Genomic DNA, 26,045 nt, shown 5'->3' on the forward strand with positions numbered 1-26,045 from the left:
GCGAAAGCCGGCGCGGGTGGCCCACGTTCGGCTCGGCGCTCCACGAGTCGTGATCCGGATGGAGTTCCCGGCGGCGAAGGGCGGGACGAGCGCGCGCCGCGACGAAAGCTCCGCGGTCACCGCTGGCAGGCCCGATACAGGCCGCCACCGCCGATCGCCACGAATGGCGGTTCGTCCGCAACCGCGCAGAAAACGCTTCGGGCTTCGCGACTCGCGGGCGCTCGGGTTTCCAGTTCCCGAACCGCCGCAGAAGACCGGGCCCGGCCTCCGCGGAAGGCACAAGTTTTTCCCGAGCCGCGAGGAGGGAAAAAGCTTGTGACTTTCGCGGAGGCCGGGCTTGCGTACCCGTGTCCTGCGCGGAGGCCGGGCCCGCGCACCCGCGCGCTATCGGAAGAAGCCGCGGAAGGCGGCGATGGTCCGGTCGATGCCGTCTTCGTCGATGTCGAGGTGGGTGGCGAGGCGGATGCGCGGGCCACGGCCGGCGGCGATCACGATGCCGCGCGCGCGCAGGTGTTCCGCCAGTGCCTGCTGCGTGCCTTCAGGCACGGTGACGAAGACGAGGTTGGTATGGGCACCGTCGACCTGCAGCGCCGGGATCGCGCGCAGGGCCGCGGCGAGTTCGCCGGCGCGGCGGTGGTCGTCGGCGAGGCGGCCGACGTGATGGTCGAGCGCGTACTGGCCCATCGCCGCGAGGATGCCGGCCTGGCGCCAGCCGCCGCCGAGCACCTTGCGCCAGCGCCGCGCCTTCGCGATCAGCGCGGCGCTCCCGAGCAGCACCGAGCCGACCGGCGCGCCGAGACCCTTGCTGAGGCAGACCGAGACGCTGTCGAAGTGGCGGGCGATCTCGCGCGCCGGCACGCCGCAGGCGGTCGCGGCATTGAACAGCCGGGCGCCGTCGAGGTGGTAGCCGAGGCCGTGCGCGCGGGCGAAGGCGCCGGCGTCGGCGAGGTAGGGCAGCGGCAGCGGCCGGCCGTGCCAGGTGTTCTCGAGCGCGAGCAGGCGGGTGCGGGCGAAATGCGGGTCGCCTTCCGGCTTGATCGCGGCGGCGAGCGCGTCCAGCGGCAGGGTGCCGTCGGCCGCGTGCGGGATCGGCTGGGGCTGGACCGAGCCGAGCACGGCGGCGCCACCGCCTTCGTACTTGTAGGTGTGGGCGTCGGCGCCGACCAGGTATTCGTCGCCGCGCTCGCAATGCGCCATCAGCGCCAGCAGGTTCGACATCGTGCCGCTGGGCACGAACAGCCCGGCGTCGAAGCCGAGGTCGCCGGCGAGGCGGACCTGCAGTGCGTTCACCGTCGGATCGTCGCCGAACACGTCGTCGCCGACCGGCGCCCGCAGCCCGGCCTCGCGCATCGCCGCCGTCGGCTGCGTCACCGTGTCGCTGCGCAGGTCGCAAGGGGTCAGATCCCTTTTCTCCATGGCGTCATTTGACCACGTCGAAACGTCGCGGAGAAAAGGGCTCTGACCCCGGTTGTTGCAGGGGGAGTACCAGGCCCCGGTTCTAGCGCATGCGCCCCAGCGTGTCGTCTCCCCGCACGAAGTGGTGATACAGCGCCGCCAGCACATGCGCCCCGATGACCCAGTAGAAGGCGCTGCCGAGCGCCTTGTGCCAGTCCTCCAGACGTTCGGCGAGCGCCGGGTCGGGGGCGATCAGCGCCGGCAGCGCGACGTCGGCGAACGGCAGCCGCACCGCCTTGCCGTCGGCCCACGCGGTCGCCAGGCCGAGCAGCGGCTGCACCAGCAGGAAGGCGTACAGGGACAGGTGCAGGACGGCCGCGGGTAGCGCCTGCCAGAGCGGCAGCGGCGGGGTGATCGGCGGCGCCCCGTGGCGCAGGCGCAGGGCCAGACGCGGCAGCACGAGCACCAGCACGAAGATGCCGAGCCAGAAATGGCCCTGCACCATCAGCGTGCGCCCGAGCGAGCCGCGGGCGAAGCCGCTTCGGAACTCGATCGCCGCATAGGCGACCAGGACGAGCGCCGCCATCAGCCAGTGCAGGCGGCGCAGGGCGGGGCGGTAGCGCGGCGGATTCGGCGAGGTCATGGCGGGCTCCCGGAGGGGTACATGGCCACGATGCCGGAACGCTCCTGACACGACCTTGACGGCCGTCAAGGCCGTTCCCGCGCGGCCGGTACGCCGCTGCGCGGTCGCCGCCGCGATCGGCCACAATCGCCGCAGCGGAGAACGAGCCGGAGCCCATGACCACGATCGCCACCTGGAACGTCAATTCCCTCAACGTGCGCATGCCGCACCTGCAGCAGTGGCTGCAGTCCGCGCAGCCGGACATCGTCGCGCTGCAGGAAACGAAGCTCGACGACCCGAAGTTCCCCGACGACGTGCTCGCCAGTCTCGGCTACCGCAGCGTGTTCTGCGGGCAGAAGACCTACAACGGCGTCGCGATCCTGTCGCGCAAGCCTTTCACCGCCGAGTGCATCACCGCGGTGCCGGGCCTCGAGGACGAGCAGAAGCGCGTGATCGCCGCCACCGTCGGCGACCTGCGCATCGTCGACCTGTACGTGGTCAACGGTCAGGCGGTCGGCAGCGAGAAGTACGCCTACAAGCTGCGCTGGCTGGAGGCGGTGCGCGAGTGGCTGCGTGCGGAACTGCAGGCGCATCCGAACCTGGTCGTGCTCGGCGACTTCAACATCGCCCCCGACGACCGCGACGTGCACGACCCGGCGATCTGGAACGCCGACAGCATCCACTCCTCGACCGGCGAACGCGCCGCGCTGCAGTCGCTGCTCGCCCTCGGCCTGCACGACGCCTTCCGCCTGAAGAACGACGGGGGCGGCCACTTCAGCTGGTGGGACTACCGGATGGGCGCCTTCCGCCGCGGCCTCGGCCTGCGCATCGACCTGATCCTGGTCAGCGACGCGCTGAAGTCACGCGTCGCCGCCTGCACGATCGACCGCGAACCGCGCACCTGGGAGCGGCCGAGTGACCACGCCCCCGTCGTCCTCGAGCTCACCGACCCGTACCCGTAGGAGCGGCTTCAGCCGCGATCCGATCGGGCGATTGGCATCGCGGCTGAAGCCGCTCCTACAAAGGGGAGCGGTCAGTTGCCGGCTTCGGGCTTGCCGCCGACCAGGCCCGCGAGGTCGCCACCCGACAGGCCGACGTCCTTCATCAGCGAGTCGATCAGCGGCGCCTGGGCGCGATAACGCAGGGCGCTGGCGACGACCTGCTCGGCGAGGTTGCCTCCGTTCGCGCCACCACCGCCGTTGCCGCCCTCGACCGCCGCGGCGGCGCCGTTGCCGCCGCTCAGCCCGTCGACCTGGATGATCTTGATGCCGTCGATCGACTGCATCGGCTTGACGCTCTCGCGGATGATGTCCGGCAGGTGCTTGAGCAGGGCCAGTCGCAGCTGCATCGCGATCTGTTCGGCCGACAGCGTGTTCGCGGCCTCGTTGACCTTCAGCTGACCCTCGGCATCGACCGCGTAACGGGCCGCCGCGGCTTCGGCGCGCAGCTTCTCGGCGACGGCGTCGGCTTCGGCGCGCACCTTCTCGGCGGTCGACTCGCCCTCGGCCTCGATGCGGCGCTGGTCGGCGTTCGCGGTCGCCAGCGTGCGGATCGCCTCGGCCTTCTGCTCGGCGGCTTCCTTGTCGGCCTTCGCGGCGACGGTGATCGCGATCTGCTCGCGCTCGGCTTCCTTCGCCGCCTCGACCAGCTCGATGCGCTTCTGGCGTTCGGCGCGCTCGACCTCGCGCACGGTGTCGACCTGCTCGGCGGCCTTCACCGCCTCCGCGCGGGCGGCGTCGGCGGCGGCCTGCGCCTCGGACTGCGCCTTCGACTTCTCGGCGATCGCGATCGCCTTGTCCTGCTCGGCGAGCTCGACGATCTTCAGCTGCACGACGCGCGCGGTCTCGACGTTCTTCGCCTTCTCGATCTCGCGCTCCTTCAGCTGCTGCTCCATCGCGATGCGCTGCTCCTCGACCGCGCGCTGGGCGCCGATCTTGGCCTGGTCGATCTGCTGCTGCGCGGCGATCTGCGCGCCCTCGGCCTCCTGCTGCTTGGCGGCCTGCTCGCGGGCGATCTCGGCGGCCTGCGCGGCGCGGCGGATCTCGATCTCGCGCGCCTGCTCGAGCTTGGCGTACTCCTGGTCGCGGGAGATCTGCAGGCGCTGCTGCTCGGCCTCCAGGTTCTTGCGCTGCACCAGCACCTCGGTGTCCTGCTCGATCTCGTTGCGCTTCTTGCGGCGCAGCTCGATCGCCTCGGTCAGCTTGGTCAGGCCCTCGGCGTCGAACGCGTTGTCGGGGTTGAAGAATTCCTTGCTCGTCTGGTCGAGGCCGGTCAGCGACACCGACTCCAGCTCGAGGCCGTTCTTGAGGATGTCCTCCGACACCACCTGCTGCACCTTCTGCACGAACAGCGCGCGCTGCTCGTGCAGTTCCTCCATCCCCATCTCGGCGGCGACCGAACGCAGCGCGTCGACGAACTTGCCCTCGACCAGCTCCTTCAGCGCCTCCGGCTCCATCGTCTTCATGCCGAGCGTCTGCGCGGCGTTGGCGATCGATTCCTCGACCGGCTGCACGCGCACGTAGAACTCCGCCTGCACGTCGACGCGCATGCGGTCGCGGGTGATCAGCGCCTGCTGGCGCGCGCGCTGCACGTCCAGCTTCAGCGTGTTCATGTTCACCCGGATGATCTCGTGCAGCACCGGGAACACCAGCGCGCCGCCGTTGACGATCACCTTCTGCCCGCCGAAGCCGGTGCGCACGAAGGAGATCTCCTTGGTCGCGCGCCGGTACAGCCGGGCGACGATGAACATCACGAACAGCAGGAAACCGACCGCGACCGCCGCGATCATCAGGATGCCCATCAGGTCCATGCCCTTGAATTCCATCTTCAGCCTCTGGGGTGCAGTTCGGGGTTGTCGGTGCGGATCGCGCGGAAACGGTTGCCGTCCTGGGCGACGAGCAGAACGCTCTCGCCGGCGTCGAACGCCTCGCCGGCGTTGTCGGGTTCGAGCATCACGTAATGCATCTGGCCATGCTGGTCGCGCACTTTCGCCTGCGCCGGCGAGCCGCTGCGCGCCGTGCCGAGCACGATGGTCGCCATGCGTCCGACGAGGGTGGCGCGCGAGACGGCGTCGGTCTCGTCCTTCGGCAGCACCTTCGCCAGTACGCCGCCGAACACGCGAACACTCGGCAAGCTCACCGGCAGCGCCACCGGCGCCGCGATCCACCACGGCAGCAGCGCGCCGCTGAAGCTCCACAGCGCGCCCTGCAGCACGTAGCCGGTGATGCCGAACGCGACCAGGAACACCGCCACCAGGATCAGCACCGGCACCTTGCCGAAATGCAGCCAGCCGAGCAGGCGGTCGAAGTAGCCGGCGGCCATGATCTCGGAGCCGTCGACGTGCGCGTGCAGGTCGTGGTCGACGTCGAAGAAACCGTCGAGCAGGCCGTGCGAACTCAGCCCGAACACGAAGCCGAGCATCTCGATCGCCGCCAGGATCAGCATCATCGCCAGCGCGATCGTGAAGGGCAGGTTGTCCGCGGCGGTGATGAAGTGAAACATCAGCCCTCCGTCCGCGACTTGAAGCCGGCCAGGCGTTCGCGGATGCGCTCGCGGCGGGCGAGTTCGTCGAGTTCGCCGAGACGCGCCGCGTCCGGGCCACGCGCGGGCTGCGCGAACGTCGCCGGCGGGACGCGCGGCGTGCGCCCGGAGGCCAGTTCGTCCTCGAGTTCGCGGCGCCGCGCGGCGAGCGCGCCGGCCCAGGCCTCGAGTTCGTGCTGGCGATCGACCGCGTCGGCGATGCTGTCCTCGAGCACCGGCAGCTGCGCCTCGATGTCCAGCTGGCGGGCGATCGCCGCCTCGGCGAGATCGTCGCGGCCCTCGCGGACGGCGAGTTCGATGCGCTCCGCGAGCTCCTCGTGGCGGCGGTTCTCCTCCGCCAGCCGCTTCGTCGCCAGGTGGCGGGTGGCGATCGCCTGGCCGAGTTCCGCGCGGACCTCCTCCGCGGTCGCGTCCAGCTCGCGGATCGCCTGGGCCAGGACGAGGTCCGGCCCGGCGGTCTCGACGCGGTCGAGCAGCGCGTGCACGGAGCCGGCGATCAGCCGGCCGACGCGGGTGCCGATGGCTTCCTTCATGGCGTGGTCCTCTGCGGGGGATTGCTGCGGTCCAGGATCAGGCCGGCCAGCTCGAGCGTCCCCTGCATCCCCTCGGCGACGATGTCGGGATCATAACAAGGGGCCCTGCGGGTGACGCCGAGGCGCAGCACGGCCTCGATGTAGCGGAAGACGCGGTCGGCCAGGCCGGCCTCGAAGGCCTTCAGCGCCTCGTCGCCGCCCTTGCGCGGGGCCGGTGCCGGGCCGGCCATCAGGAACGCGGCGAGGTCGGGCAGCCAGTGCAGGCTGTCGGCGACGAGGTCCGAGCGCATGCGCCCGGCGGCCTCGCGCTGGCGCAGTTCGGCGGCGGTCGGCTCGAGCCGGTCGCGCAGGCCGGCGAGCAGCGATTCGTAGCCGCCGGCATCGCCGGCATCGGCACGGGCGCGTGCGATCAGCGCCCGTATTTTCTCGCTCGGCGTGCTCGCGCCGGGGATCCGCAGCGCCGCCAGGAACGCCGCATCGTCGTCGCTGACCCGGACGCTGAGGGGGATGGACTTGCCGGCCATGCCAGTGCTCCGCATTCACTTGATGACGAGTGTATGCGGATGCATACGGATGTCAACAGAAGGCGAGAAACGAGGAACGAGGAACGAGGAACGAGTGAAGGCCGGTGCGCCGCCAACTCGTTCCTCGTTCCTCGTTACTCGCTTTCAGATGAACTGGCGCTCGAACTCGCCCACCGTCATCGGCCTTCCGAACAGCCAGCCCTGCATCTCGTCGCAGCGCACCAGGCGCAGCAGCTTGGCCTGTTCCTCTTCCTCGACGCCCTCGGCGACGACGTGCAGGCCGAGGGCGTGGGCGAGGCCGATCGTGTTGGTCACCAGCGCGAGGCTCTCGGGGCTTTCGGCGATCCGGCCGACGAAGCTGCGGTCGATCTTCAGCACGTCGGCGGGCAGCTGCGACAGGTAGTTCAGCGACGAGTAGCCGGTGCCGAAGTCGTCGATCGCGACCCGGCAGCCGAGCTCGCGCACCTCGTGCAGGATGCGGATGCTGCGTTGGATGTCGTCCATCACCAGGCTCTCGGTGATCTCGACGTCGACGCCGTGTTCGGGGCCGGCGGCCCTGAGCAGCACGCCGGCGTCGCGCAGGAAGCCATCGTCGCGCAGCTCGCGCGCCGACACGTTGATCGCCAGGCGCAGGCCGCCGTGGCCGCGGCGCTGCCAGCGCGCCGAGATCGCGATCGCCTGCTCGAGTATCCAGCGGCCCACCGGCAGGATCAGCCCGGTCTCCTCGAGCAGCGGGATGAAGTCCAGCGGCGGAATCAGCCCGCGCTGCGGGTGCCGCCAGCGCAGCAGCGCCTCGGCGCCCGTCAGGTTCTGCGTGCGACCGTCGAACTTCGGTTGCAGGAACAGCTCGAACTGCAACTGCTCGACCGCGACGCGCAGCTCGCGCTCGATGTCGATGCGCTTCTGCGCGCGCTGGCCGAAGGCTTCGTCGTAGACGACGAGGCGGGCGCCGGTATTGCGCGCCTCGGACAGCGCCGACATCACGTTGCGCTCGATGGTGTCGGCGTCGTCGCCGTGCCGCGGCGCCTGCAGCAGGCCGCAGCGCAGGTCGGCGTAGACGTGCTCGCCCTGCACGTCGAACGGTTGTCGCGAGCAGGCCTCGAGCAGCGAGGTCATCGTCGCGACCGCCTGTTCGATGTCGCCGTCGCCGGCGAGCGCCACCGCGAACGAATCGTCGCCGTGGTGGGCGATCAGCGGCTCCTCGCCGAGCAGCTCGCGCAGGCGCGCGCCGATCGCGCGCAGCAGCGCCTCGCTGAACTCGCGTCCGCGCGAATCGTTGAACACGTGGAAGCTGACCGCGTCGAACAGCGCGATCGTCTGCGGTCCGGATTCCAGCCGCCGGTCGAGCTGTGTCGCGAACGCGATCCGGTTCGGCAACCCGGTCACCGTGTTGTGGAAGGCGAGGAACTCGAGCCGCTCGCTCTTGCCGATGAAGTCGATGCCGTGCTCGATCTCGCGCGCGAGCCGGCGCAGCAGCGCGTTCTCCTCGTCGTCGAAAGCGCCGCTCTGGCTGCTGTGCAGCACCAGCGCGCCCCACGGCGGCGTGCCCAGCGGCAGCGCGGCCTTGGCGCAGACATCGTCGCGGACGCGGCCGCTGGCATCGGTCCAGGCGGCGCCGTCCTTGCGCACCTGGGTGACCACCGGCGTGCCGGTCTGCATCGCCGCCAGCGCGGTCGACTGCTCGGAATCGCCGGTGGCGCCGGCGGCGGCGACCGCGGCCACGAGTTCCGGGTCGCCTGCAGAAGCGCCGACCCGCAGGCCGTCGTGATCGGTGTCGGCCTCGACGACGGTCGCCGCGAGGAAGCCGCCCTCGGCCACCGCCAGCTCGCAACACATGCGCAGCAGCTCGTCGGCGCTGCCCGCCCGCAGCACCGCATTGCCGAGCGCGCCGAGCACCGAACGCACGCGGCTGAGCTGGCGGATGCGTTCCTTCTGGGCGAACGACTCGGTCACGTCCCGATCGATGCCGCGGAAGCCGGTCATCCGGCCGTCCTCGTCCAGGACGGGGGTGGCGCTGCTCTCCAGGCGCACGCGATGGCCCTCGCGGTGACACCAGGTCACCACCCAGTTGCGCCAGCCCTTGCGCTCGCGGACGCACTCGGCCATGTGGACGGCGATCGCGTCGCGCTCGTCCGGGGCGGCGAACTTCAGCACCGGGGCGCCGACGAGCTCCGTGATCGACCAGCCGAGCACGCGTTCGGCGGCCGGGTTGCTGTAGGTCAGCACGCCGTCGATGCTGGATTCCCAGATCCAGTCGTCGGTGCTCTCGAGGATCGAGCGGAAGCGCTCCTCGCTCTCGCGCAGCGCCCGTTCTGCGACGACCCGCGCCTGCCGTTCGCGATTGACGCGCAGCGCGCGCTCGATCGCGCCCGGCAGGCGCACGAGGTTGTCCTTCAGCACGTAGTCGGCGGCGCCGCTGCGCAGCGCCTCGATCGCCAGTTCCTCGCCGATGGTGCCCGACACGAACAGGAACGGGATGTCGGGCGCCGTCTCCCGGCAGATCTCCAGCGCCTCGCGGCCGCTGAAGCCCGGCATCGAGAAGTCGCTGAGCACCACGTCCGGGGGGGCATCCGCCAGCCGCTGCCGCAGCGAGGCGGCGTCGGCCACGCGGTCGATCAGGAGTCCAGGGCCGAACCGGCGCAGGGACAGCGTGATCAGCTCGGCATCGGCCGTCGAGTCCTCGACCAGCAGGATGGACAGCCGTTCGCCCATCTCAGCCCGGTGCCTGGTTGGCGATCATCCAGTACATGCCGACCTGGGCCACCGTTTCCGCGAATTCGGCGAAGTCGACCGGCTTCACGATGTAGCTGTTGACCCCGAGGCTGTAGCTGGCCATCAGGTCGCCCTCTTCGCGCGACGAGGTCATCATCACCACGGGGATCGCCTTCAGCGCCGGGTCGGCCTTCATCGCCCTCAGCACTTCGAGGCCGTCCATGCGCGGCATCTTCAGGTCGAGCAGCACCAGCCGCGGCAGGCCCTGCGCGCGCTCGGCGTGGGCGCCCTCGCGGCGCAGGAACTCGAGCGCCTCGACGCCGTCGTTGACACGTTCGACCCGGTTGGCGATCCCGCGCTTGCGCAGCGTGCGCAGGGTCATCTCGGCGTCGGCGTCGGAATCCTCGACGAGCAGTACTTCGACGGTCTGGTAATTCATCGTCCCTCCGCTTCGGGGAGCTCGAAATGGAAACGGGCGCCGGCGCCGGGTTCGGCGTCGGCCCATACCTTGCCACCATGGCGGACCACGATGCGATGCACGATCGCCAGGCCCACGCCGGTGCCTTCGAACTGGTCCTGGGCGTGCAGGCGCTGGAACACGCCGAACAGCTTGTCGGCGTAGCGCATGTCGAAGCCCACGCCATTGTCGGCGACGGTGAAGTGAACCCGGTCGCCGACCCTGCGGGCATTCACCTCGACCCGGCGATCTTCGCCGCGGTCGCGGCTGTACTTGGCGGCGTTGCCGAGCAGGTTGAGCCAGACCTGGCGCAGCAGCGCCGGATCGCCCGCCACCGCCGGCAGATCGCCGAGCTTCAGTGCGTCCGCCGGCACCCCGTCGGTGACGATCTCGCCCCAGGCCTCGCGGGCCAGCGCGGCCATGTCGACCGGCTGCTTCGCGAGCGGCTTGCGCCCCAGCCGCGACAGGGCCAGCAGGTCGTCGATCAGCTGGCCCATGCGCCGCGAGGCGGTGCCGATCGCCTGCAGGAAGCGCTGCGGTTCCGGCGCCAGGCCGTCGCCGATGTCCTCGACCAGCATGCGTGCATAGCCGTCGATGTGGCGCAGCGGCGCGCGCAGGTCGTGCGAGACCGAATAGCTGAAGCTCTCCAGCTCCTGCACCGTCGTCTGCAGCTGCTGGTTGAGCTCGCGTACCTCGCGCTCGCCGGCCTTGCGCGTGGTGATGTCCTGGGCCATGCCGATGAAGCCGAGCAGCTCGCCGTCGGCGTCGCGCAGCCCGGCGACCGACAGCTGCACCGGGAAGCGGCTGCCGTCGCGGCGCACGTAGGTCCATTCGCGGTCGTCGCTGCGCACGCCGCTGTCGCCGGAGCGCACGGTGGCGAACGGGTCGCCGCCGAGCTCGGCGGCGCGCTCGGCCAGTTCCCCGGGGTCGTGGAAGGTGCGCGCCGGCAGCTTGCCGATCACTTCCTCCGGGCGGTAGCCGAGCGCCTCGCTGGCGGCGCGGTTGAACAGGCTGACGATGCCGGCGTGGTCGGTGCCGATGATCAGGTAGCCGGCGCCGTCGAGCATCGCCTGCTGCATCGCGTTGGCGCGCAGCAGATCGCGGCGCAGGCGCTCGCCGGCGGCGAGCTGGCCCAGCAGGGCGCGGCCGGCGATGAACAGCACCAGCAGGCCGAGTGCCGGCGCGATGTAGGCGGCCCAGCGCAGGCGGGTGCCGCCGGCCGCGGCCGCGGCATTGCGCTCGCGCAGCAGCTGGTGCTCGTCGTCGCGCAGGGCTTCGAGTTCGGCGCGCAGCGGCAGGATCGAGCCGTCGCCCTGGGTGCGCAGCAGGCGGCGCCCGGCGTCCAGGCCGTCGGCGGCGACCGCGGCGGTGGTCTCGCGCATGCGCGCGCGCCGGTCCTCGAGCAGTTCGCCGATGCGGTCGAGCCGCTGCTGCTGCTCCGGGTTGTCGCTGGTCAACTGGCGCAGCCGCGCCAGCTGGGAGGCGGCATCGGCATCGTAGCCGTCGCGGGTGGCGATGAAGGTCTGGTCGCCGGCGACGAGGTAGCCGCGGTGCGCCAGTTCCATGCGCAGCAGGGCGGTGTCGAACTCCAGGGCCCGTTGCAACACGACCAGGGTGTGCGCGACACGCGCGTCGGCCGCGAGCGCCGCCTGCCGCTGGCGTTCGACGAACACGGCGGCCGACGCGAACAGGGCGATCGACAGCAGCACGCCGAGGAGCAGCCAGAGCCGGCCGCGAATGCCGGTGTGTGCCTTGACTGCTCCGACGTCGGCCATGCCGTCCCCTTGATTGCGGTCAGTTCACCAGACAGCGTGCGAGGAAATCCGCCGACAGCCGGTAACGATGCAGCGCCGCCGGTCCGGAAAGGCCGTGGCGTGCGCCCGGATAGGTCATCAGTTCGAAAGCGACCCCGCGTTCCTGCAGCGCCGACATCAGCTTCGTGCTGTTGGTGAACAGCACGTTGTCGTCGGCCATGCCGTGGATCAGCAGCAGGCGCGAGCGCAGGCCGTCGAGGTGGCTGAACACCGACGCGCTGCGATAGCCGTCGGCATTCCGTGCCGGCAGGTCCATGTAGCGCTCGGTGTAGTGGGTGTCGTACAGCCCCCAGTCGGTGACCGGCGCGCCGGCGATGCCGCAGGCGTAGTCGTCGCTGGCCTGCGCCAGCAGCATCAGCGTCATGTAGCCGCCATTCGACCAGCCGTGCACGCCGATGCGCGCGGCGTCGACCCAGGGCAGCGAGCGCAGGAACGCGACGCCGGCGCGCTGGTCCTCGACCTCGACCGTGCCCTGGCGGCCGTACAGCGCCCCGCCGAAAGCCGCACCGCGGCGTGGCGTGCCGCGGTTGTCGAGGGAGAACACCACGAAACCCTGCTGCGCGAGGTACTGGTTGAACCAGTGGTCGGCGCGCGCCGGCCAGGTATCGATCACCGTCTGCGTCGCCGGCCCGCCGTAGACGTAGACGACGACCGGATACTTCCGCGCCGGATCGAAGCCCGGCGGCTTCAGCAGGCTGTAATGCAGGGTCTGGCCGTCGGCGGCGGTGAGGCTGCCGAACTCCGGCGCCCGGTGCGCGGCCAGGAAAGGCGCGTAGGGATGCGCCGGATCCCGCGGATCGTTCTCGACCAGGGTCGCCAGCACGCGGCCGTCGGCGGCGCGCAGCACCGTCTGCGGTGGCGTCGTCGCGTTCGACCACAGATCGACGAAGACGCTGGCGTCGCCGGCGAACGTGGCCTCGTGCATGCCGGCATCGGCGGTGAGCCGGCGCGGCGCACCGCCGGCGAGCGGCACCGCGTAGACGTGCTTCTCCAGCGCGCCGTCGCGGGTGCCGGCGACATAGGCGAGGCCGGCGCCGGCGTCGACCGCGAGCAGGGCATCGATGTCCCAGTCGCCTTCGGTGAGCGCATGCGCGGCACCGTCGTCGCCGATCCGGTAGAGGTGCAGGTGTCCGCTGCGCTCGCTGAGCCAGAGGAAGCCGCCGCCGGCGAGGAAATGGAGGCCGCCGTGCAGCGGCACCCAGGTGTCGGCGGTCTCCGCGACCAGCACCCGCTGCCGGCGGGAGCGCAGGTCGGCCTCGACCAGTTCGAGCCGGCGCTGGTCGCGCGACTGCCGCTGGAACGTCAGCCGCTGCGGATCCCGCCACTGCACGCGGGCCAGATAGATGTCGGGCTCGGGACCGAGATCGACGGCGCGCGCGTCGCCGCCGCCCGGCGCCACCACGTGCAGGGAAACCTGCACGTTCGCCTCGCCGGCGGAGGGATAACGCTGCTCGACCACTTCGGTGCGGTCCGGATAGACCTCGAAGCGCTTCTGCACCGCGACGCCGGCCTCGTCGATGCGGGCGTAGGCGATCGCCGAATCGTCCGGTGCCCACCAGTAGCCGGTATGCCGGTCCATTTCCTCGTCGGCGACGAACTCGGCGACGCCGTTGCCGATCGTGTCGCTGCCGTCGCGGGTCAGGCGGATCTCGCGGCCACTGGCCAGTTCGATGACCCACAGGTCGCGGCCGCGCACGAAGCTGACGTAACCACCGCGCGGCGACACCCGCGGGTCGGTCGCGAAGCCGTCGCCGTCGCGGGTGAGCTGGCGCACACGGTGGCCTTCCGCCGCGCGCAGGTCGTAGAGGTAGAGCTGGCCGCCGAGCGGGAACAGCAGCGCCTGGCCATCCGGCGCCCACTGGTATTCGACGATGCCGCGGTAGGCGGCGATGCGCTGGCGCTCGCGCCGCGCCTTCTCTTCGTCCGACAGCGTTTCGTCGGGGACCAGTTCGCTGGCGTCGACCAGCCGGCTGCGGCGGCCGGTGGCGACGTCGACCTGCCAGAGGTCGAGGCGAAAGCGGTCGTCGTCGCGCCCCTGCAGGAAGCTGACGACACGGCCGTCCGGCGACAGCGCCGGCTTCATCAGCGTCGGCCCCGACAGCGGCGCGCCGCCGGTGATCGCTTCGAGGGTCAGGCGGCCGTCGCTGGCGACGGCGGACGGTACGGAGAGGGTCATCAGGGCGGCGAGCAGCAGGACGGAACGGAGCATGGTCAGGCCAGGAAGCCGCCGTCGACGGCGAGCGTGGAGCCGGTCAGGTAAGCGGCGGCCGGGGACGCCAGGAACAGCACCGCCGGAGCGATCTCGCCCGGCGCGGCGACGCGCGCCAGCGGGATCGCGCGCAGCATGGTCTTCATGATGTCGGGGTTGCCGGTCAGCGCGGACGCGAACTTCGTGTCGGTCAGGCCGGGCAGCACCGCATTGACGCGGATGCCGTGCGGCGCCAGCTCCTTCGCGAAGCCCTCGGTCATGTTGACGATGCCGGCCTTGGTCATCGAATACACCAGCTGCCCGGGCGCGGCGCGGCGCGCATTGACCGAGGCGATGTTGACGACGCTGCCGCCGGCGCCGCGGTCGCGCATGCGCCGCGCGGCCTGCACCGTCGTCCAGAAGTAGCCGCGCAGGTTGACCTCGACGGTCTTCTCGTAGGCCGGCAGCGACATGTCCAGGGCCGGGCCGAAGTACGGGTTCGCGGCGGCATTGTTGACCAGGATGTCGACGGCGACGCCGTCGGCATCGAGCGCCGCGAACAGCGTCTCGATGGCGTGCGGCTCGCCGACGTGCATCTCGCGCGCCTCGGCGCTGCCGCCGGCCGCGCGGATCGCCGCGGCGACCGCCTCGCAGCCCTCGCGGCGACGGCTGGTGCAGACCACATGGGCGCCGGCCGCGGCGAGCAGGTGGGCGATGGACTCGCCGATGCCGCGCGAGGCACCGCTGACGAGCGCGGTGCGGCCGCGCAATTCGAAGATCGATCCGGACATGGTTTCCCCGGTGCGCCGCTGGAGGCGTCCGTTATGCTTCCGAGCCTAACAGGCCGCCGCACGGCCCGGAACACGGAGTGACTGTGACGCAGCGCAGGATTTTGATCACCGGAGCAGGCAGCGGACTCGGACAGGCCCTGGCGCACCGTTACGCCAGGGCCGGCGCCCGCGTGGCCTGTGTCGACCTCGATGCCGCCCGCGCCGAACTGACCCGCGCCGCGCTCCCCGGCAGCGGCCACCTCGCGCTGCAGGCCGATGTCGGCGGCGACGATTCGATGGAACAACTGCACGAGCGCATCGCCACCGCCTGGGGCGGGCTCGACGTGCTGGTGAACAACGCCGGCATCGCCACCGGCGGTGCGATGGTCGACACCACGATGGACGAATGGCACGCGGCGATCGAGGTCAACCTGCTCGGCGTCGTGCGCGGCTGCCGGCTGTTCGTGCCGATGCTGCTCGCCGGTGGCGGCGGCCAGGTGATCAATACGGCCAGCTTCGCCGGGCTCGCCGGCGCGCCTGGGATCATGAGCTACGGCGTCACCAAGGCGGCGGTGGTCGCGCTGTCGGAACAACTGCGCGCCGAACTGCACGACCGCGGCGTGCGCGTCAGCGTGCTGTGTCCGGCGTTCTTCCAGACCAACCTGCTGCAGAGCTGGCGCGGCGATCCGCGGCTGCGGGGCTTCGCCGAGAAGATGATGGCGACCTCGCCGGATACCCTCGATGCGGTCGCCGACCGGGTATTCGCCGCCGTCGAGCGCGGCGAGTTCCTGGTGCTGCCGACCCGCGACGAGCCGATGCGCTGGCGGCTGAAGCGCTGGCTCCCGGGCTTCTACTTCCGCCGCCTGCTGGCGCGGCTGCGCGCGAAGGCGGCGACGCACTGATGGACTGGCTGCTCTACGGCGCCAACGGCTACACCGGCCGCCTGATCCTGGAAGAGGCGCTGCGCCGCGGCCTGCGCCCGGTGCTCGGCGGGCGCAACCGCGAGGCGCTGGCGGAACTGGCGGCGCCGCACGGGCTGCCGGTACGGGTGTTCGCGCTCGACGATCCGGGCCTGGTCGCGACCGCGCTGCAGGACATCGGCCTGGTGCTGCACTGCGCCGGCCCGTTCTCGGCCACCGCGGCACCGATGCTCGAGAGCTGCCTCGCCGCCGGCACGCACTACCTCGACATCACCGGCGAGATCGACGTGTTCGCGCATTGCCACGCGCAGGACGCGCGCGCCCGCGACGCCGGCATCGTCGTGCTGCCCGGCGCCGGCTTCGACGTCGTGCCGACCGACTGCCTCGCGGCCCTGCTCGCCCGCGACCTGCCCGATGCGGACGCGCTGGTGCTCGCCTTCGAGGCCGGTGGCGGACCCAGCCCCGGCACGGCGCTGACCAGCGTCGAGGGGCTCGGCAAGGGCGGCCGCGCGCGCATCGGTGGCGTCGTGACCCGGGTGCCGCTGGCCTGGAAGACGCGCAGCTTCCTGCGCGAGGGCGTCGAGCGGCATGCGATGACGATTCCCTGGGGCGATGTCTACACCGCGCACGTGTCGACCGGCATTCCCGACATCGAGGTCTACATGGCGGTGTCGCCGCGCACCTCGGCGCGGTTGCGCCGCCTGCGCCTGCTCGGGCCGCTGCTCGGCACCCGGCCGGTGCAGGCCTGGCTGAAGCGGCAGGTACGTGCCCGCGTACGCGGTGACGACGCCCGGCGGCGCGCGGCCGCCGTCACCACCGTCTGGGGCGAGGCGCGGACGGCCGACCGCCGTGAGGTCCGTCGCAGCCTGTCCACCCCGAACGGCTACGACCTGACCGTGACGGCGTCGCTCGGGATCGTCGAACGCCTGCGGGCGGGGACGGCGGAGGCTGGCTTCCGCACGCCCTCGCAGTTGATGGGTCCGGACTATGTCCTGGGCCTGCCGGGTGTGGTGGAACTGCGCTCGTAAGCATCGCGCACCACGCTTGGCGCGCCCGCCGCCAGCCACTAACCTTCACCGGTCCGTCATCCGAGACAGCCCATGTCCCACGACCCCGCCGACGTGCGCGCGCCCGACGCCGTGCCCGTCCTGCACCACGGCAAGCGCCTGAGCCCGCTGGCTTCGCTGATCTTCGCCTCGCGCTGGCTGCAGCTGCCGCTGTACCTGGGCCTGATCGTCGCCCAGTGCGTGTACGTGTTCCTCTTCATGAAGGAGTTGTGGCACCTGATCCACGACGCCGCGATCCTCAGCGAGCAGGGGATCATGCTGCTGGTGCTCGGCCTGATCGACGTGGTGATGATCTCCAACCTGCTGGTGATGGTGATCGTCGGCGGCTACGAGACCTTCGTGTCGCGCCTGAACCTGCAGGGCCATCCCGACCAGCCGGAGTGGCTCAGCCACGTCAACGCCTCGGTGCTGAAGGTCAAGCTGGCGATGGCGATCATCGGCATCTCCTCGATCCACCTGCTGAAGACCTTCATCGACATCAGCAGCCTCGGTTCCCCCGAATCGAAGTTCACGACCGAAGGCGTGATGTGGCAGACGATCATCCACCTGGTCTTCATCGTTTCCGCGATGGGCATCGCCTGGACCGACAAGCTGATGCTGCACGCGACGTCCAAGCACAAGCACTGACCGCGACGGCGCGTCGACGCCGGCGTCGGCGCGGCCGGTACAATGCGGCATGGATGTATCGCACCTGCTCGATGGCCTGAATCCCGCCCAGCGTGACGCCGTGACGGCGCCGCCGGGGCACCTGCTCGTGCTCGCCGGCGCCGGCTCCGGCAAGACCCGCGTGCTGACCCACCGGATCGGCTGGCTGGTCGAGGTCGTCGGCGTGCCGGCGCACGGCATCCTCGCGGTCACCTTCACCAACAAGGCCGCCGCCGAGATGCGCGGCCGCGTCGAGGCGCTGCTCGACGGCGGCGGCCGCGGCATGTGGGTCGGCACCTTCCACGGCATCGCCCACCGGCTGCTGCGCCTGCACTGGCAGGAAGCGGGTTTGCCGCAGTCCTTCCAGGTGCTGGATTCCGACGACCAGATCCGCCTGATCAAGCGCATCGTCGCCGATCTCGGCCTAGACGAGGGCCGCTACCCACCGCGCCAGCTCGCCTGGTGGATCAACGCGCAGAAGGACGAGGGCCGCCGCCCGCAGCACCTGCAGCCGGCCGGCGGCGACATCCACGGACAGACCCAGCTGCGCGTCTACGAGGCCTACGAGGAGCGCTGCCGGCGCGCGGGCCTGGTCGACTTCGCCGAACTGCTGCTGCGCGCGCACGAGCTGTGGCTGCAGCATCCGGTACTGCTGGACCACTACCGCCGCCGCTTCCGCCACATCCTCGTCGACGAGTTCCAGGACACCAACGCGATCCAGTACGCGTTCGTGCGCGTGCTCGCCGGCGACACCGGCGAGGTGTTCGTGGTCGGCGACGACGACCAGGCCATCTACGGCTGGCGCGGCGCGAAGGTGGAGAACGTGCAGCGATTCCTGCACGACTATCCCGGCGCACGCACGATCAAGCTCGAGCAGAACTACCGCAGCACCGGCAACATCCTCGCCGCCGCCAACGCGGTGATCGCGCACAATCCCGGGCGCGTCGGCAAGCAGCTCTGGACGTCCGACGGCGACGGCGAGCCGATCGAACTGTTCGCGGCCTACAACGAGGTCGACGAGGCGCGCTTCGTCGTCGAGCGCATCCAGGCCTGGATCCGCGAGGGCGGCAGCGCCGGCGACAACGCGGTGCTCTACCGCTCGAACGCGCAGTCGCGCGTGCTCGAGGGCGAGCTGGTGCAGGCCGGCCTGCCGTATCGCGTGTACGGCGGCCAGCGCTTCTTCGAGCGCATGGAAGTCAAGGACGCGCTCGCCTACCTGCGCCTGGTCGCCAACCGCGACGACGATGCCGCCTTCGAGCGCGCGGTGAACACGCCGCCGCGTGGCATCGGCGGCAAGACCCTCGACGAGGTGCGCCGCTGCGCCCGCGAGCACGCGCAGTCGCTGTGGCAGGCGACGACGACCCTGGCCTGCGGCAGCCAGCTCGCCGGGCGCGCCCGCAATGCGCTGCGCGGCTTCGGCGAGCTGGTCGACGGCCTGCAGGCGGCGATCGGGCCGATGCCGCTGCACGAGCAGTTCGACCACGTGATCACCGCCTCGGGGCTGCGCGACCACTACGCGGCGGAATCGCGCGGCCAGCTCGATTCGCGGGTCGACAACCTCGACGAACTGGTGTCGGTCGCCAGCCGCTTCGAGAAGGGTGACGACGAAGCCTCCGAAGGCATGACCGAGCTGGTCGCCTTCCTCGGCTACGCCGCGCTGGAAGCCGGCGAGGGCCAGGCCGAGGCCGGTGCCGACGGCGTCCAGCTGATGACCCTGCACAGCGCCAAGGGCCTGGAGTTCCCGCAGGTGTTCCTGGTCGGGCTCGAGGAGGGCCTGTTCCCCGGTGCCCGTTCGGTGGAAGAGCCCGGGCGGCTGGAGGAAGAGCGGCGCCTCGCCTACGTCGGCCTGACCCGCGCCCGCCAGAAGCTGGTGCTGTGCTACGCGGAATCGCGCAGGATGCACGGCATGGAAACCCTGAACGCGCCGTCGCGCTTCCTGCGCGAGATTCCGCAGGCGCTGCTGCGCGAGGTGCGGCCGAAGGTGCAGGTGTCGCGTGGCGGCGGTTTCGCGCCGTCGCGGCAGCCGGTCGCGTCGTCGGTCGGGCCGGCCTTGCACCTCGGCCAGCGCGTGCGCCATCCGACCTTCGGCACCGGTGTCGTGATGGACGCCGAAGGCGGCGGCCAGCATGCGCGCGTGCAGGTCAATTTCGAGCGCGGTGGCGCCAAGTGGCTGGTGCTCGCCTACGCCAACCTCGAAGCCGTGTCGGCATGAAGCGGCGCGACCTGCTGCGCGGAGCCGGGGTCGCGGCGGTCGCCGGCGGGGTCGCCGCCTGCGCGCCGGGCCGCGACGCGCCGGGGGCCAATGTGCGCATCGAGCGACACTGGAAACTGGTCACCGCGTGGCCGACCAACTTCCCGGGCCTGGGCGCCGCGGCGGTGCGGCTCGCGGAGGCGATCACCCGTGCCAGCGGTGGCCGGCTGCAGGTCAGCGTGCACGGCGCCGGCGAGCTGGTGCCGGCCTTCGAGGTGTTCGACGCGGTCTCGCGCGGCGTCGCCGAGATGGGCCATTCCTTCGCCTACTACTGGCAGTCGAAGCTGCCGGCGGCGCCGTTCTTCTGCACCGTGCCGTTCGGCTTCAATGCCCAGGAGATGAACGCCTGGCTGCACGAGGGCGGCGGTCTGGTGCTGTGGCGCGAGCTGTATGCGCCGTTCCGGGTGATGCCGTTCCCGGCCGGCAACACCGGCGTGCAGCTCGCCGGCTGGTTCCGCGCGCCGCTGCCGGATGCCTCGGCGCTGGCCGGCCTGAAGATGCGCATCCCCGGCCTCGGCGGCGAGGTGCTGGCGCGTGCCGGCGGCGCCCCGCTGAACCTGCCGGCGGACCGGATCCGCCAGGCACTCGCCGACGGCGAGCTCGACGCCGCCGAATGGCTGGGTCCCTGGAACGACCTCGCCTTCGGCCTGCACACGGCCGCGAAGTACTGCTACTACCCGGGCTGGCAGGAGCCGGGTGCGACGGTCGAGGCGCTCGTGAACGCGGATGCCTGGAACGCCCTGCCCGCCGACCTGCAGGCGATCGTCACCGCCTGCTGCCGGGCCGAGAACGACGCCACCCTCGCCGAGTTCACCGCCCGCAACCAGAGCGCGCTGGACGTGCTCGTGCGCGAGCACCGCGTCGAACTGCGGCAGTTGCCCGACGACGTGTTGATGGCCCTGCGCCGCGCCGCCGACAGCGTGCTCGAGAACCTCGCCGGCAGTGATCCGATGGCGCGCCGCGCCTTCGATTCGATGCGCGTCTTCGCCGCCCGCAGCCGCGCCTGGCATGCGGTGTCGGAAGAAGCCTGGTACGCCGCACGGGCGTGACTTCCGGCCCAGACGAGCCGACTGCGGGCTGAATACCCCGAGTCCGGGGGGCGCCCGGGCCGCCGTACTGATGCCCCGTGTTCAACGGGAAACCTGTCATGGGCAAGTGGTTCAAACGGGTGGCGACGCTGGCGGGACTGTTCCTGGCCGCGGTCGCAGGCATCTACGGACTGGCGTGGTTGAAGTCGGAAGCAGCGCTGGCGCGGATCTACACGGTCGACGATCCGCCGCTGGTGTTCGCCGGCGACGAGGCCGAACGGGTGCGCGGCGAGCACCTCTACAACGTGCTGACCTGCGTCGAGTGTCATGCCGAGGGCGGCACCGGCAAGCTGTGGTTCGACGCCGGCCCGGTCGGCCGTGCGGTGGCACCGAACCTGACGCCGGCGGCGATCGCCGGCCGCTACGACGCCGACGGCCTGGCCGCGGCGATCCGCCACGGCGTCCGCCCCGACGGCACGCCGCTGCGCTACATGCCGGTCGGCGACTACCACCGCCTCTCCGACGCCGACACCGCCGCGCTGGTGCGCTACCTGCAGTCGCTGCCGCCGGCGCCGGGCCCGGCGGAAACCACGGTGATCGGGCCGCTGGCGCGGGTCCTGCACCTGTTCGGCAAGATCGAGATGGTGCCGGCGGAACTGCTCGACCACACGCCGCGCCGGCGCGAGGCGCCGCCGGTCGCCGCCACCGCCGCCTACGGCGATTACCTCGCCCAGGTCTGCACCGGCTGCCACGGCGCGGACTTCGCCGGGCAGCGCGTGCCCGGCACGCCGCCGGAGTTGCCGCCCGCCGCGAACCTGACGCCGCACGCCGACGGCCTGGCCGGCTGGAGCGAAGCCGACTTCCTGCGCGCGATCCGCGAGGGCCGCCGCCCCGACGGCAGCGAGATCCATCCGTTCATGCCCTGGCGCACGTATTCGCGGATGACCGACGTCGAGCTGCAGGCCATCTGGGCGCATCTGTCCCGGCTCCCGCCGGCGAAGAGCCGCTCCTGACCCACCGCCCCCCTCTGTAGGAGCGGCTTCAGCCGCGATGGTCGATGAAGAAGAGCATCGCGGCTGAAGCCGCTCCTACAGGTCGGGGTCCAGGTAGGCGGTCGGCCGATACCGCTCCATGAACCGCTCCGGCCGCGCCAGCGCGGTGAAGCCGGCCTGTGCGTACAGGCCGTGCGCGTCGGCGGTGGCGAGCATGTAGCGGCGCACCGTGCGCAGCGCGGGATGGGCGAGGGCGGCGGCGACGATCGCCTTCGAGATGCCGCGGCCGCGCTGCTCCGGAAGCACGAAGACATCGGCGAGATACGCGAACGTCGCGCGGTCGGTGACGACGCGCGCGAAGCCGACCTGGCGGCCGTCGAGCAGGGCGCTGAAGCACAGCGAGTTCGCGACGGCGCGCGCGACCACCGCGCGCGGGATGTCCGGACACCAGTAGGACTCGCGGCTGAGGAAACCGTGCACGACGTCGAGGTCGACCTCGGCCGAATCGGTGCTGATGCGAAGGCCGGGGATCGCCGGCGGTTCGAGGGACATGCGTGAAGGCTCCGGAGGGGCGCGGCGGGCATCGTAAACTCGCGGTCCGTGTACGCGCAGGTGTCCGTCCCATGTCCCGCCTCGTCCTGATCGACGGTTCGTCCTATCTCTACCGCGCGTTCTACGTGCCGCAGTTCGCCGGCTTCACCGCCCCCGACGGCAGCCCGACCGGAGCCCTGTTCGGCGTGCTGAACATGCTGCGCGCGGAGTTGAAGGCGGCGCCGCAATACGCGGCTTTCGTGATCGACGCCTCCGGCCCGACGTTCCGCGACGCGCTCTATCCGCAGTACAAGGCCAACCGGCCGCCGATGCCCGACGACCTGCGCGCCCAGGTCGAGCCGATGATGCGGATCGTCGAGGCGCTCGGTTTCCCGATCCTGTGCGAGCCCGGCGTCGAGGCCGACGATGTGATCGGCACGCTGGCGCTGCGCGCGCTCGACCATGGGCTGCAGGTGACGATTTCCACCGGCGACAAGGATTTCGCCCAGCTGGTGCGGCCGGGCCTGTCGCTGGTGAACACGATGACCGGCACCGTGCTCGACGAGGCCGGCGTTTTCGAGAAGTTCGGCGTGCGTCCCGACCAGGTGATCGACCTGCTGGCGCTGATGGGCGACAGCGTCGACAACGTCCCCGGCGTCGAGAAGTGCGGGCCGAAGACCGCGGCGAAATGGCTCGGGCAGTACGGCAACCTCGACGCGGTGATCGCGGCGGCCGGCGACATCGGCGGCAAGATCGGCGAGAACCTGCGCGCGGCGCTCGGGCGCCTGCCGCTGAACCGCGAGCTGGTGACGATCAAGACCGACGTGCCGCTGGCGAACACGCCGGAATCGCTGCTGCTGCGTCCGCGCCACGTCGAGGCGCTGCGCGAGCTGTACACGCGCTACGGCTTCACCTCGGCGCTGCGCGAGCTCGACGGCGGCGGCCCGGGTCCCGGCGGCGCCGCCGGCGCCACCGCCGCCGCGCGCGCCGCGAAGATCGCCGCGAACGCCGATGCGCCGCCGGATCCGTCGCTGTCGGCACCGGGCCGCTACGAATGCATCCTCGACGAGGCCGGCCTGCAGCGTTGGATCGCGAAGCTGCAGGCGGCCGAACTGGTCGCCTTCGACACCGAAACCGATTCGCTCGACCCGCTGCGCGCGAATCTGGTCGGGCTGAGCTTCGCGGTCGAACCGGGCGAGGCCTGCTACATCCCGGTCGGCCACGACTATCCCGGCGCACCGGCACAGCTCGACCGCGCCGCGGTGCTGGCGGCGCTGCGGCCGATCCTCGAGGACGGCGACCGTCGCAAGCTCGGCCAGCACGGCAAGTACGACCTGCACGTGCTGCGCCGCCACGGCATCGACGTGCGCGGCTACGCCGAGGACTCGATGCTCGCCAGCTTCGTCTGGAATGCCGGCGGCCTGCGCCACGACATGGATTCGCTGGCGGCGAAATACCTCGGCTACACCACGGTCAAGTACACCGACGTCGCCGGCAAGGGCGCTAAACAGATCCTGTTCTCGCAGGTCGCGCTGGACGACGCCACCCGTTACGCCGCCGAGGACGCCGACATCACCCTGCGCCTGCACCGCGTGCTGTCGGCGAAGCTGGCGACCGAGCCGGCGTTGCAGGCGGTGTACCGCGACATCGAGATGCCGCTGGTGCCGGTGCTCGCGCGGATGGAGGCCACCGGCATCCTGGTCGACGCCGAGGAACTGCGCCGGCAGAGCGCCGACCTCGGCCGGCGCATGCTCGCCGCGCAGCAGAAGGCGCACGAGGTCGCCGGCCGCAGCTTCAGCCTCGATTCGCCGAAACAGCTCTGCCAGCTGCTGTTCGAGGAGCTGAAGCTGCCGGCGCTGGTGAAGACGCCGACCGGCCAGCCGTCCACCAACGAGGAAGCGCTGGAGGCGATCGCCGACCAGCACGAGCTGCCGCGGCTGATCCTCGAGTACCGCGGCCTCGCGAAGCTGCGCAATACCTATACCGACAAGCTGCCGGAGATGATCCATCCGGACACCGGCCGCGTGCACACCAGCTACCACCAGGCCGGCGCCGCCACCGGCCGCCTGAGCTCGAACGATCCGAACCTGCAGAACATCCCGATCCGCACCGAGGACGGCCGCCGCATCCGCACCGCCTTCATCGCACCGCCGGGACGAAAGCTGGTGGCCTGCGACTACTCGCAGATCGAGCTGCGCATCATGGCCCACCTGTCCGGCGACCCGAACCTGATCGCCGCCTTCGAGGGCGGCCAGGACGTGCACCGCGCGACCGCCGCCGAGGTCTTCGGCATTCCGCCGGCGGACATCACCCGCGAACAGCGCAGCGCCGCGAAGGCGATCAACTTCGGGCTGATGTACGGCATGAGCGCCTTCGGTCTCGCCCGCAACCTCGGCATCTCCCGGGGCGAGGCGCAGGACTACATCGCGATGTACTTCAGCCGCTATCCCGGCGTGCGCGACTTCATGGAGCGGATCCGCCAGCAGGCGCGCGAGAACGGCTACGTCGAGACGGTGTTCGGCCGCCGCCTGCAGCTCGAGGCGATCAACTCGCGCAACCAGGCCCAGCGGGCCGGCGCCGAGCGCGCGGCGATCAACGCGCCGATGCAGGGCACGGCGGCCGACATCATCAAGCGGGCGATGGTGTCGGTGCAGGACTGGCTCGACCTGCAGGAGGGTCGGGCGGCGATGCTGCTGCAGGTCCACGACGAACTCGTTTTCGAGTGCGACGAGGCTTTCGTACCGGCATTGGTGGACGCTGTACGCAGTCGGATGGAATCAGCGGCCACACTGAGTGTTCCACTGGTCGTCGATGCGGGCGTCGGAAGCAACTGGGACGAGGCTCATTAGTGACGTAAGTCACGGTTTTTGCCGCGAAAATCACCGAAGTGAACAAAAACTGAATCCAATGTTTTCTTAACGCTCCCGTTCACGAACTTCTCATCCGCCGGGGGGTCTACTAGGCGCGTCGGATGCAAGGTCCGACGCAGGATCACTCCCTCCCCTGAGTGGATCCGAAAGGAGCCAGGTTCTCCCCAACCTCGGTCTCCACCCCTAACCCCGCGGGCTTCCCCTGGCCCGCGGGGTTTTTATTTGCGGCTTCCGGCTCAGCCGAGTTCCACCAGCCAGTCCCGCGGCTTCAGGTACTCCGCCAGCCGCGCCTCGGCGCTTCCTGCCTCCGGCGTCCAGCCGTATTCGAAGCGCACCCGCGGCGGCAGGCTCATCAGGATGCTCTCGGTGCGGCCGCCACTCTGCAGGCCGAACAGCGTCCCGCGGTCCCAGACCAGGTTGAATTCGACGTAGCGCCCGCGGCGATACAGCTGGAACTCGCGTTCGCGCTCGCCGTAGGGGTCGTCACGGCGGCGCTGCACGATCGGCAGGTAGGCGTCGAGATAGCCGTCGCCGACCGCCCGCGTATAGGCGAAGCTGCGTTCGAAACCGTCGGCGTGCAGGTCGTCGTAGAACAGGCCGCCGACGCCGCGTGCCTCGTCGCGGTGCTTCAGGAAGAAGTAGCGGTCGCACCAGGCCTTGTGCTCGGCATAGCGCTGTGGGCCGAAGGGCGCGCACAGGTCGCGGGCGACCGTGTGCCAGTGCACGACGTCCTCGTCGACCGGATAGAACGGGGTGAGGTCGAAGCCGCCGCCGAACCACCAGATCGGCGCCGCATCGGCCGGGCGCGCCTCGAAGAAGCGCACGTTCGCGTGCGAGGTCGGCACGTGCGGGTTGCGCGGGTGGATCACCAGCGACACGCCGCAGGCCCGCCAGGGCGCGCCGGCGAGCGCCGGCCGGTGCGCGGTCGCCGAGGCCGGCAGGGTGGCGCCGGCGACGTCGGAGAAGCCGACGCCGGCCTGCTCGAACACCGCACCTTCCTTCAGCACGCGGGAACGGCCGCCGCCGCCTTCGGCGCGCTGCCAGCTGTCCTCAATGAACCGGCTGCCGTCGACCGCCTCGAAAGCGGCGCAGATGCGGTCCTGCAGGCCACGCAGCCAGCTGCGGACGGCGTCGAAATCGCTCATGGGGAGGGTCCTGCGTGAACGGACGCGCATGATAGCCGGCG

General features: G+C 71.0%; 21 protein-coding genes. 8 read left to right on the forward strand and 13 right to left on the reverse strand.

What is annotated here, in order from left to right:
- Positions 1 to 384: 384 nt before the first annotated feature.
- Together ltaE and K311_RS0110060 are read right to left on the reverse strand one after the other, a co-directional pair.
- Entirely contained in the window at positions 385 to 1,416 is a 1,032-nt protein-coding gene (ltaE, locus tag K311_RS0110055) for a low-specificity L-threonine aldolase (protein WP_026817202.1), read from the reverse strand.
- Positions 1,417 to 1,498: 82 nt separating this feature from the next.
- Entirely contained in the window at positions 1,499 to 2,038 is a 540-nt protein-coding gene (locus tag K311_RS0110060) for a cytochrome b (protein ID WP_026817203.1), read from the reverse strand.
- A 155-nt stretch (positions 2,039 to 2,193) separates the two neighbouring features.
- On the opposite strand from K311_RS0110060, the gene xth reads away from it, so the two are divergent.
- Positions 2,194 to 2,979, forward strand: a complete 786-nt coding sequence (gene xth / locus K311_RS0110065) for an exodeoxyribonuclease III (RefSeq protein ID WP_026817204.1) — start codon at positions 2,194 to 2,196, stop codon at positions 2,977 to 2,979.
- A 71-nt stretch (positions 2,980 to 3,050) separates the two neighbouring features.
- Here xth and K311_RS0110070 read toward each other — a convergent pair whose 3' ends face one another.
- The 9 genes from K311_RS0110070 to K311_RS0110110 form a co-directional block, all read right to left on the reverse strand.
- Positions 3,051 to 4,841 (reverse strand): flotillin family protein, encoded by a 1,791-nt coding sequence (locus tag K311_RS0110070; protein ID WP_211223654.1) that lies wholly within the window; start codon positions 4,839 to 4,841, stop codon positions 3,051 to 3,053.
- A gap of 2 nt (positions 4,842 to 4,843) precedes the next feature.
- On the reverse strand, positions 4,844 to 5,518 hold the full coding sequence (locus tag K311_RS0110075; protein WP_026817206.1) for a YqiJ family protein: 675 nt from the start codon (positions 5,516 to 5,518) through the stop codon (positions 4,844 to 4,846).
- The gene (locus K311_RS0110080) at positions 5,518 to 6,090 is read right to left on the reverse strand and encodes a PspA/IM30 family protein (RefSeq protein WP_026817207.1); all 573 of its coding nucleotides are present in this window, start codon (positions 6,088 to 6,090) and stop codon (positions 5,518 to 5,520) included. The genes K311_RS0110075 and K311_RS0110080 overlap by 1 nt, the downstream gene beginning before the upstream one ends.
- A complete protein-coding gene (locus K311_RS0110085) occupies positions 6,087 to 6,614 on the reverse strand; it encodes a hypothetical protein (protein ID WP_026817208.1) in 528 nt (175 codons plus the stop codon). The genes K311_RS0110080 and K311_RS0110085 overlap by 4 nt, the downstream gene beginning before the upstream one ends.
- A gap of 144 nt (positions 6,615 to 6,758) precedes the next feature.
- Entirely contained in the window at positions 6,759 to 9,326 is a 2,568-nt protein-coding gene (locus K311_RS17775; protein ID WP_026817209.1) for an EAL domain-containing protein, read from the reverse strand.
- Between the two features lies 1 nt (position 9,327).
- Entirely contained in the window at positions 9,328 to 9,765 is a 438-nt protein-coding gene (locus K311_RS0110095) for a response regulator (protein WP_026817210.1), read from the reverse strand.
- Positions 9,762 to 11,558 (reverse strand): sensor histidine kinase, encoded by a 1,797-nt coding sequence (locus K311_RS17780; RefSeq protein WP_026817211.1) that lies wholly within the window; start codon positions 11,556 to 11,558, stop codon positions 9,762 to 9,764. Before K311_RS17780 ends, K311_RS0110095 begins: the two co-directional genes overlap by 4 nt.
- A gap of 19 nt (positions 11,559 to 11,577) precedes the next feature.
- On the reverse strand, positions 11,578 to 13,806 hold the full coding sequence (locus K311_RS0110105) for a S9 family peptidase (protein ID WP_043797524.1): 2,229 nt from the start codon (positions 13,804 to 13,806) through the stop codon (positions 11,578 to 11,580).
- A 2-nt stretch (positions 13,807 to 13,808) separates the two neighbouring features.
- Positions 13,809 to 14,576 carry a glucose 1-dehydrogenase gene (locus K311_RS0110110; RefSeq protein WP_026817213.1) on the reverse strand — a complete coding sequence of 256 codons (768 nt, stop codon included), beginning with the start codon at positions 14,574 to 14,576 and terminating at the stop codon, positions 13,809 to 13,811.
- 83 nt (positions 14,577 to 14,659) lie between these two features.
- On the opposite strand from K311_RS0110110, the gene K311_RS0110115 reads away from it, so the two are divergent.
- From K311_RS0110115 to K311_RS0110140, 6 genes are all read left to right on the forward strand, one after another.
- Positions 14,660 to 15,457, forward strand: a complete 798-nt coding sequence (locus tag K311_RS0110115; RefSeq protein WP_026817214.1) for an SDR family NAD(P)-dependent oxidoreductase — start codon at positions 14,660 to 14,662, stop codon at positions 15,455 to 15,457.
- Positions 15,457 to 16,503, forward strand: coding sequence for a saccharopine dehydrogenase family protein (locus tag K311_RS0110120; protein ID WP_026817215.1), 1,047 nt, complete (start codon positions 15,457 to 15,459; stop codon positions 16,501 to 16,503). Before K311_RS0110115 ends, K311_RS0110120 begins: the two co-directional genes overlap by 1 nt.
- A 147-nt stretch (positions 16,504 to 16,650) precedes the next feature.
- Positions 16,651 to 17,169 (forward strand): TIGR00645 family protein, encoded by a 519-nt coding sequence (locus K311_RS0110125; protein WP_245570656.1) that lies wholly within the window; start codon positions 16,651 to 16,653, stop codon positions 17,167 to 17,169.
- 49 nt (positions 17,170 to 17,218) lie between these two features.
- A complete protein-coding gene (gene uvrD, locus K311_RS0110130; RefSeq protein ID WP_026817217.1) occupies positions 17,219 to 19,399 on the forward strand; it encodes a DNA helicase II in 2,181 nt (726 codons plus the stop codon).
- Complete coding sequence (locus tag K311_RS0110135; protein WP_026817218.1) at positions 19,396 to 20,487, forward strand: TRAP transporter substrate-binding protein; 1,092 nt, start codon at positions 19,396 to 19,398, stop codon at positions 20,485 to 20,487. The genes uvrD and K311_RS0110135 overlap by 4 nt, the downstream gene beginning before the upstream one ends.
- A gap of 98 nt (positions 20,488 to 20,585) precedes the next feature.
- Positions 20,586 to 21,479, forward strand: a complete 894-nt coding sequence (locus K311_RS0110140) for a c-type cytochrome (protein WP_026817219.1) — start codon at positions 20,586 to 20,588, stop codon at positions 21,477 to 21,479.
- 75 nt (positions 21,480 to 21,554) lie between these two features.
- Here the strand turns inward: K311_RS0110140 and K311_RS0110145 are convergent, their stop codons facing one another.
- A complete protein-coding gene (locus tag K311_RS0110145; protein ID WP_026817220.1) occupies positions 21,555 to 22,010 on the reverse strand; it encodes a GNAT family N-acetyltransferase in 456 nt (151 codons plus the stop codon).
- Positions 22,011 to 22,081: 71 nt separating this feature from the next.
- Between K311_RS0110145 and polA the strand changes: the two genes are divergently transcribed.
- A complete protein-coding gene (polA, locus tag K311_RS0110150; protein ID WP_026817221.1) occupies positions 22,082 to 24,838 on the forward strand; it encodes a DNA polymerase I in 2,757 nt (918 codons plus the stop codon).
- 257 nt (positions 24,839 to 25,095) lie between these two features.
- Here the strand turns inward: polA and hemF are convergent, their stop codons facing one another.
- Positions 25,096 to 26,004: an oxygen-dependent coproporphyrinogen oxidase gene (hemF, locus tag K311_RS0110155; protein WP_026817222.1), complete on the reverse strand. Its 909-nt coding sequence runs from the start codon at positions 26,002 to 26,004 to the stop codon at positions 25,096 to 25,098.
- Between the last annotated feature and the right edge of the window lie 41 nt (positions 26,005 to 26,045).

This window comes from Arenimonas composti TR7-09 = DSM 18010 (genome assembly GCF_000426365.1).
Classification (GTDB): Bacteria; Pseudomonadota; Gammaproteobacteria; order Xanthomonadales; family Xanthomonadaceae; genus Arenimonas; species Arenimonas composti.